Genomic DNA, 7,380 nt, shown 5'->3' with positions numbered 1-7,380 from the left:
ATCATTTGCTTTTCTTCTTCAATAAAGTTCTTCAAACTCTTTCGCAACGGGAGACCAGTTAGAAGTCAGCTCGCTTTAGCGCCAGATAGAAATCTGTATCCACTTCATTACAAAGCGACATTTGCTTTCTCTAACCTCCTTTACCTGCATACCTATCGGCCACCTTCACAGGTAGCTTTCCCATAGGGAGGTATACAGGCTTACCCTGTTCCGTATGTCGCGTAAAAATGTCAACTTAGATGCCCACAATGGTGCGGAGAGTACAATGACCACGAAAGAGCATTGTCCAATCTCTTTCCGACTCTCGTTGCCTTTTGGCTACAGCGTATTAACCACTTCCGCTGTTTCATCACATAACGCGCCTTAAATGGATTCACATTACATTCATCATATTGACTCCCTAGCACTCACCCGATTTTGAGGTTATCAGGAGGAACATCCTCTCACGATTTTGCTCCCGCACAGCCTAACGACCAAGCTTCGTTACGTTGTCAGAGCCGCTGCTTTATTCAGGCTCTTAGGGTCATCTGGTGATACAGATGGTTCACTCTGCGTGGTGAACAACGCTTCATACGACTTCAGGTCGCACGGACAATTATGAGTTAGATAAATTGCAGTACAAATAAAAAGAGGTCTCCTTTACCTGTATTAGTTCCTATTAGCTCTGATAGGTCCCGAGGCGATAAGTGGGGGGACGTAAAGCAAACAGAACCAGCGTGGTAGGTCACGTCGATTCAGTGATTTAGTTATTACTACCACTGCGTTAATGGTGAAACGAGTCTTCTCTATGCCATTGAGATCGCTGCAAGGGTCTATCGATTCAATATTTAGGCTAGCTTCATGTTCCGTTGAGCTGCCCACATAACAAAAGTATCATTCGCCATGCAAAAGAGGTAGATATCTCATCTAAAACAAAAGCAAGAGGCGCAATGCTGTGCCTAGCCATTGAGTAGAGAGGCATCAAGGTTTATGGTGAAGGTAAGTAGGAAGTAAAAACCTTGTTCAGATGGGAAGCTTAGAGTATGGCGAAAGTTACACTTAGCGGTCGATACCAAGACGCCGGAAATCCTTGCTGCTGAGTTAAGTTTATCTAATGTTACCGGTGGAGAAGTGCTCCCGAACTTACTCAAATAAACACGCCGAAGTCTCATAGAGGTATCTGGCGATGGCGCTATGACACGAGGTCTTGTTACTATGCAATTCAGATTAAACTCGCGTTTGAGCTCATCCCCCTCCCGAAATCTCGCGGCTGGTTGTCCGGAGGTGTCCGGTTCCAATAAGTATTGGAAACAGCGGTCTGGTTATCACAAACGTTTACTTTCATAAACTTAGACATGCTCAAAGCGCTGTAGAAGCTTGGGATGCCTGAAACCTGTCGTATTGATTAAAAAGCATATCAAACGGTGAAAAATGGCCTCTAAACTGAATTACGCGACAAAGCGGCCGTGCTTTATTGTCTTCTATTTCCCCCATCCTTCCAAAGCGCATCAAATTCTTGGGCTTCAAGGATGTCTTCAATGCGGCGACGAACTTTGGTCTGCTGCTTTAATTTTTCTGGCACGGTTTTACTTGGATATGGTAAGGCGTGGTTGGGTTTAAGCGGTATTTCCATGCGCTGATGGGCTGGTACGGTTCTTTTGTCCATGAGGTGTTCTCCTTATTATGAATCAATCCCACTATTTTAATATTTTGGCTGATGTCGTTCTCTTCAAGTTCATTCTGGGTGCGTGCTTGACGGGGCCAGAATGAACTTGAGGTGTAATGTATTTGGCGATGTGGTCAATTTCTTTTTTAACGACTTTGCTTTGAGTGGACGTTTTCAAAACAAGGTCTTCTGGATGTCTTGGAACCAATCCAAATTCAATTGAACTTCTGCGAGTCGCTTTTTGAGGATAAGGGTTTGACGAGCGTTTAATTGCGGTTGTTTCAAGGTTCGTTCGTAATATTGACATACCGTGAGGGTGGTTTTGATGCTGAGGTCTATCTCACGGCTTAATTCTGTTGGTGCGAGAGAATGATTCATCAATTTTATACAAAACGAATCTCTATGCTGACAGGTGGCCACCGGTGTCGATAGCCAGTTAATTAGCGCTTGTTTACCAAGTTCGGTGATAGTGAAAGCGTTGCCTTTTGAAGCACAGTTCGCATGCGCTTCTATCCATCTTTCTTTGTGCAATACCTTAATCTCTCGATAAGTATGCTGTAGGACGGCGCTCCAATAATGGGATTTGTTGATTTCTTTGGTGACGCTGTAACCTGAGTGGGGGTTTTCATTTAAATACGTCAATATGACGTAACGTAGTGACATCTTTTTAGTTCCTTCAATTATTACAATGCGGTCGGCTTGAATGCGCTGAGATGTTAAGTGAAACGACTTTCATCATTATTGGGGCGATTATTAACCTGACGTCTTTATGCTTCTTCCTGTCAGCTATCGCAAGAGGTTGAAGGGTAATTAATAATTAATAATTATCCGTTTTTTGATTTTGAGTTGTTGATAGGCTTTGTGGTAACCATACCGCTCTTTCCGCTTTGCTACATATAATCTTGTTTTTGACTAATATTGTTCTAGCTGCATTTTCAACCGCAAGCTCTTTCTCACTTAACTCAGAGTCAAAAACTCTTGGTGTGGCTCATGCTTTTTCCTTGAATTAGTAAAGATGATAACTTTTCAATATAAATAAAACATAAATTATTTAAATGTTCTTATTGATTGATTGAAATAGTCTATTGTCAGTTTTACCAATTTTTTAATTCCATCAAATTTTTCAAAAAATCATATTTTAGGCGGGGGAATGGACAATGAAGTTTAAAATAAGCACTATTGGACTATCAATCGGATCGGTATTATTTGCCAATAGTGCTAACTCTTTCTATTTTCTTTTGGATGAGGGGGAAGCATGTAAAACTACAACTCTTGAAAAAGAGGTTGATGATTTTCAAGAGGACATCTCACCGATATCAGAAAAAGAAACTTCCATTGGCCAAAAGATTACTAATGAAGAAATTGGTGAGGTTATACCAGAATTTGAAACCGGAGCAATGGAGTTGGCAGAGAAAATTGGTGGAGCTATTGCCGTTGTAAGTGGTGGATTAGAATTGCTTGACGGCATAGAAAATAAAAATGCTGATGAAATCACTGGTGGTGCCGTTCTTTTGGGCTCCTACATAGCCCCGGAAATTGCAGGGGAAGTTATCGGCTCAATCTTCTCCGAGTCAATTGCGGAGGCTATAAACCCAGTTATAGGTGTTCTCATCGCTGAAGGGATTGCAATTTATGGTGATATAAAAATGGCTGGGGTCATCAACAAGATGGAAGAGTCCGATCGCACTTTGATGGGTGTCTACTCAAAAGCAATTGATAAAACAGACGCATCACTACTAAAGCTTAAAAAAATAATCCGAGGTGATAATGATGAGATTTATAATTATGAATATAAACATTTTGGAGAATTAACAGTTGAATTATATAAAAACAGTTTCCACAAATTAGCATATAGATTGATTAATGATAATTACTCTAATAGAGTAGATAAATATTTCAAAGATAACACAGTATCCACCCCAATAACCACGCAATTCGTTTCAAGTGAATTACCAGTAACTATTAGCCACCTAATCGGATTAAAGGAAAATTTAAAATACTGGTATTCAACCTCATTGACAGGTAAGAAATACATAAGCAGTTTCGGACATGTCCAATTAAATAATGCAAATTTCCATCCATCATATGAAGGCACAAACAGCATCCGATTTTCAAAATCGATAAAAAATGTTGCAATACCAAATATGCGTTGGTTGAATGATGTATTTTCCCCAGTTTTAGAGAGGACAGTAGATGTAATATATGACAATAGCGATCATCTTGTTGTTGAATTCAAAGATATGCTTACAGATACAAAATTTATCCATAGTCTTCAGGAGTCAATGATAGCCCCATATAATGATGTTCTAAAAAAATACTATTCTTGGTTATATTTTGGGCATCATATTTTGAAAAACCTTGATTATTCAGAGGTAAAGATTGAAGAAGGTTTTCTTATTTTTATATCGATATTTATGCCAATTGAAAGCTCAATAATTCAAGGCTCTGTCATGAATGATATTAAATCCAAAATTGATGTTGCTCCATTTGTTTTTGCCATAACAAAGTCACTAATTAGCCAAGGCGTCGATGTGACTGATGAGACCAAGTTTACAAAATTAATTAATGATGCATATTCGAAAATTGGAGAGGAACATTCCACCCTTAAAAACAAAATTATGAGTTCTTATCATGCAGCTAAAGACCTGGTTAATACTAAATTAGTAGATAAATCAGAAATTTCATTAAAGCCAATCAGTCAAGAAAAATTAAATTCGCTTATTGAGAAAATCGATAAACATGTGGCTGATGGAAGCCTAAAGAAAAAGGTAGATGTTGCATTAAATGATGCTGTTTCATTAATGAGTCTACAAGGTGGTGATAACTATGAGACATCATTACGATTCATTGATTATGCTCAAATGACTAGCTCTATTCAAAATAGTTACTTTAACGTTGTGGGCGCATTAATCGATAATTACGTGAAGAAACTACAAAAGTTAAGTGATTGGGAAAATGAAGCCGCTGCTGTAATCTTGAGCGATTTACGTGACGACCTGGTTGCGCTAAATAAAAACAGTAAACTCGTAAATTACTCTTCTCAAGAAGTACATAAATATTCAAGTGGAAACTTTGATTGGCTAGCGTTTAACTCAACTCCTTTTTTAGATGAAGATAATAATAAAATAATTAGGTACCTTGATGACACTATCAATTTATGGGTTCCTGTTTCTCAAACAGGACCACCCATGCGTCTGCATCACGCCAATTAGGTCGAATATTGTGATGGGAGCAGGGAAAAAGTATCTTAGATAAAGTTTTAAAAATGATTTTTTTGAGTTGATTAACTAAAAATCAAGACTATAGGAAGAGGCACTAGTTTAATTAAATCAAAGGATAATCCATTTTGATGTCTAACGTTCGAGCGACCTAAGGTTAAGAGCAAGCGTATTTCTCTTGCGTCATGTTATCCAGACAACATTGTAAATACTAATGTGGTTCTTAAAGGTGCAGTGCTAAACAGATAGAAGTGTGGTGAGAGATTTTAAGTCAAATAATCCGAACGTTAGGTGAATATCCGCTTTTGTAGTTTCTGATGTTATTGAGGGGAATTACAATGGGTTGGCTTCTCCTTTCCCCGGATTACCATAGACCAATTACTCCTTGAAGAGGTGAATCATGATGGGAAGAAAATATAAAATTAAATATATTATAAATACATTTTTGATATTGCTACTCTCTGCAATTTCATTTAGCTCGATGTCTGGGAGTCTTGAAATTGATGTAACTAAAATAAATCCAAGTGAATTAGACTCGATCAGGCCGAAAATAATAATTCAAAATGGGGAGGCAAGGCTTTCAAAAGTCGGTTTCTCTACTGAAAAGTTAGTTTTAGATAAACCCTTGGAACATTCAGAAGCTAGGAAAAAGCTATATGAGAATGTAAAAAGTATGCTTGAAAAGAACAAAAATATTTTGGCTGATATTGAGGAAGGTAAAATACCATTTCCAAATGAAAGTACTAAAAGTAGCGTAACAGAGGCTTTGCAGTTCAATGACGATTTTTTAGAAAGTGCCTCTGATACCTTGGGCTCAGATGTAATAGATTCTAATAAATTATACTTTTCAACTTCATATAAAGGTGAAAATGTAGTGATTAGTGAGGTTAAGGACTGGACTGCATTAGAAAAAAGAAGCATATCTCAAGTGATGTCAGACCCCGATAACATTGTTAACACTAGGCTTAATAGACCGGGAGCGGTTAAAAGAGCGAGTGTTGAAAATGGTAGGGAGATAATTCGAGATTTAAAGAAAGGCGGAGGTGAAATAAAGAAGGTTACTGCTTTTATGATCTCGGATGTTCTTGAGACTAATTATCGAAGGATGGGTTTTTCAACACCTAACTGCTTTTAGTTTAAGTGCGTTGCTCACTCTGCCAATTATCCATAATGTCGCCTGATAATCAGATATCAATCCGCCCTCGGTCACGCAATATAATTGGTTTGTCGGTAGGTGTGTTTTTTTGAAGTGTTGACGCCTGGATTGATTGTGTTTGTAAGGTATGATTATGAGAGTGAATACATCAAGGTATGATAAGAATATAGGAAAAGGCTCTCAACTCAAAAATTGGCGATTAAATGAGCGCTTCAACAAAGCCGATCAAGAGCGACAAGAAAACTTTGGCACATTGAGAGCCAGAGTCCTGGGCGTTAGACGTTATTTTCAAAGAAGATGAGCAACGTTGTATTTATGCAGTAGGCTCGGTGCTGAAATTAGAATTCAAGGTTATTCTTTTTTATATAATTTATATAATTTATATAATTTACATTAACTTATTAACTTATTAACTTATTAACTAATTTTTTAAATGTAATCATAATTTAAAATTAATTTCTTTTGTTTAATTTTAAGATTATTAGTAATAAAATTAGGGGTTTAATAATGAAACGAGTTATATTTGACAATCATCCTTTATTATCGCAAGAAGAATTAGAAATGTTAGCTATGGTTGTAGGTGGTCGAGGAGAGGAGGGAGGGGCAAGTCGCCCAGGTCGGATTAAAAATGATCGTGATTTAGATCGAGCTGGAAGCAGGTGGAATTTGCGGCTTCGTTAGGAATAAATTTTATAGGATAATTTTGAGGTTCTCAATTTCCAGTTAGCAATTTCTCCGTAAATCCTCGCCCGCTTTTAGGGCGAGGATAGGCTTTGTTGCGTAATTAAATTTAGAGATAGAGCTACTTCGTTTCGTGTGTTTCTTAGTTAATACGACAAGCTTTAGGCATACCTAACCCAGTAAGCTTGTTCAACGCTTTTATCATCGCGTAAGTCTCACCCACCTGCGCATTGTAATTTCTTAAGCTCAATCGTCCTCTTAGTAACTGTTTAACTCGATACATCGCTGTTTCTGAGAGTGAACGTCTGTGGTATCCATACCGCTCTTTCCAATACTTATTTGAGCCGTATAACTTCTGGCTACCCACGGCGAGATTTCGAGGATGACCACGTTCCCAGAAGGCAGCCCCTTCTCTTGGGGGAATAAGCGCAACGGCTCGCTTAATCTCAATAGCAGCGTGACATGCTCTCGTGTCGTAAGCGCCATCACCAGACACCTTAAGGATACTTCGGCGTGTTTGTTTCAATAAGTTAGGGAGGACTTCTCCATCTGTAACCGTCGATAAACTTAGCTCGGCTCCAATAATTTCATGAGTGCTTGTATCAACGGCAATATGCAGCTTTCACCAGACTCTACGCTTGCCATCTGTCCCGTGTTTTTTGACTTTCCATTCACCTTCG

4 protein-coding genes and 2 pseudogenes are annotated in these 7,380 nt (G+C 38.3%); 3 read left to right on the top strand and 3 right to left on the bottom strand.

Annotation, left to right across the window (positions count from 1 at the left end; translation table 11 throughout):
* Positions 1-700: 700 nt before the first annotated feature.
* Positions 701-1,323 (top strand): annotated as a pseudogene (locus tag ACED25_RS22655) (IS5 family transposase); the annotation flags it as partial.
* Between the two features lie 127 nt (positions 1,324-1,450).
* Here ACED25_RS22655 and ACED25_RS22650 read toward each other — a convergent pair.
* Together ACED25_RS22650 and ACED25_RS22645 are read right to left on the bottom strand one after the other, a co-directional pair.
* Positions 1,451-1,645, bottom strand: a complete 195-nt coding sequence (locus ACED25_RS22650) for a hypothetical protein (RefSeq protein ID WP_371696182.1) — start codon at positions 1,643-1,645, stop codon at positions 1,451-1,453.
* Positions 1,646-1,819: 174 nt separating this feature from the next.
* Complete coding sequence (locus ACED25_RS22645; protein ID WP_102428398.1) at positions 1,820-2,308, bottom strand: PadR family transcriptional regulator; 489 nt, start codon at positions 2,306-2,308, stop codon at positions 1,820-1,822.
* Positions 2,309-2,802: 494 nt separating this feature from the next.
* On the opposite strand from ACED25_RS22645, the gene ACED25_RS22640 reads away from it, so the two are divergent.
* Positions 2,803-4,857: a hypothetical protein gene (locus ACED25_RS22640; protein ID WP_371696180.1), complete on the top strand. Its 2,055-nt coding sequence runs from the start codon at positions 2,803-2,805 to the stop codon at positions 4,855-4,857.
* 406 nt (positions 4,858-5,263) lie between these two features.
* Complete coding sequence (locus tag ACED25_RS22635; RefSeq protein ID WP_017103568.1) at positions 5,264-5,998, top strand: hypothetical protein; 735 nt, start codon at positions 5,264-5,266, stop codon at positions 5,996-5,998.
* An 844-nt stretch (positions 5,999-6,842) separates the two neighbouring features.
* On the opposite strand, the pseudogene ACED25_RS22630 reads toward ACED25_RS22635, so the two are convergent.
* Positions 6,843-7,380: pseudogene (locus ACED25_RS22630) on the bottom strand (IS5 family transposase); the annotation flags it as partial.

The sequence above is a fragment of the Vibrio sp. 1F263 genome (genome assembly GCF_041439035.1).
Classification (GTDB): Bacteria; Pseudomonadota; Gammaproteobacteria; order Enterobacterales; family Vibrionaceae; genus Vibrio; species Vibrio tasmaniensis_A.
This window is presented reverse-complemented; position numbering and strand designations above follow the sequence as displayed.